1 protein-coding gene and 1 pseudogene are annotated in these 1,148 nt (G+C 42.2%); both read left to right on the top strand.

Annotation, left to right across the window (positions count from 1 at the left end; all coding sequences use genetic code 11):
- A pseudogene (locus R7O12_RS26115) lies at window positions 1-123 on the top strand (type VI secretion system baseplate subunit TssE); the annotation flags it as partial.
- Window positions 120-1,148 (top strand): type VI secretion system baseplate subunit TssF (tssF, locus tag R7O12_RS26110; RefSeq protein ID WP_318126959.1); only part of this gene is annotated, 1,029 nt, incomplete at its 3' end. The pseudogene R7O12_RS26115 and the gene tssF, both read left to right, overlap by 4 nt.

The raw sequence follows: 1,148 nt of genomic DNA, 5'->3' as shown, positions 1-1,148 counted from the left end.
GAGCGAACCTTACGGTTAGAAATTAGCGCAACTTGTTTGATTGATAATGACATCCACGAGTTGAAATTCAATTCGGAAGTCGAGCCAGTGAACTTAGGAATGAAGTTGAGTCGAGCGAAATGAGTGAAGAGTTTCTAAAATATTACAATCGTGAATTGGCCTATCTGCGACACAAAGGACAAGAGTTTGGCGAGCAATATCCTAAAATTGCGGCTAGGTTACGTATCAGCGAAGAACAAGTTGAAGACCCACATGTTGAACGTCTGTTGGAAGGTTGTGCTTTTTTAACCGCTCGGATAAGACAAAGTCTGGATAACAGTTACCCACAGTTTACGGAATCACTGATGGGACAGCTATATCCGGACTTTCATGCGCCAATTCCTTCGATGTCAGTGATCAAATTGAACTGTTCAGAGTCAACCACTAGTTCATTTGCTATTCCTGTGGGTGAAAGAGTCGAAGTTAGTGCCCCTGGATATCAAGATTGCCAGTTTCGAACGGGTTACCCGACAACAATGTATCCACTCGATATTATCTCTGGTTCATTTGAGAACGCGCCTTTCAAGCCTACTGGCTCTAAGTGGGAGCACAATGCGCACTCTGTACTAAGGTGTCAGCTGAGTGCTCATGATTCAGAGTCCTCTATCAATTCTATGGGTATCGATTGTTTGCGTTTGTACTTAAATGGACAGACGCAATTAACACTCAAGCTATATCAAATGTTATTCCAAAGTTTGATTGGTCTTTCAATCGTATTGGATGGTAAAGAAATCATGCCTCTAACTAAGAGGCATCTTCAATCGGTTGGTTTTGGGGACGAGGAACAAGTCGTCCCTTACAGAAAGAGAAGTTTTTCGGGATCTCGTTTATTGGTCGAGTACCTTCATTTCCCAGAAAAATTCATGTTCTTTGACTTGATTGAGCTCGGCTTAGATAAGTTAGAGATTCAAGGGCAGGTCGAGATTTGTTTTTACTTCGATACAAGCGATGACTGGCTACCAAAGCAAGTAGACGAGGAAAGTGTCATGGTTGGCTGTGTTCCCATTGTAAATCTGTTCAAATCAACCATGGAACCTAAACGTCTCCTTCCAACAGAGTACGAGTATCAATTATCTCCTCAGTACCAAGATGCAGAGAGTAATGAAGTT

This window comes from Vibrio sp. Vb1574, from assembly GCF_033338675.1.
The sequence above is the reverse complement of the archived record's forward strand: the minus strand, read 5'-3'. Positions and strand labels throughout refer to the sequence as shown.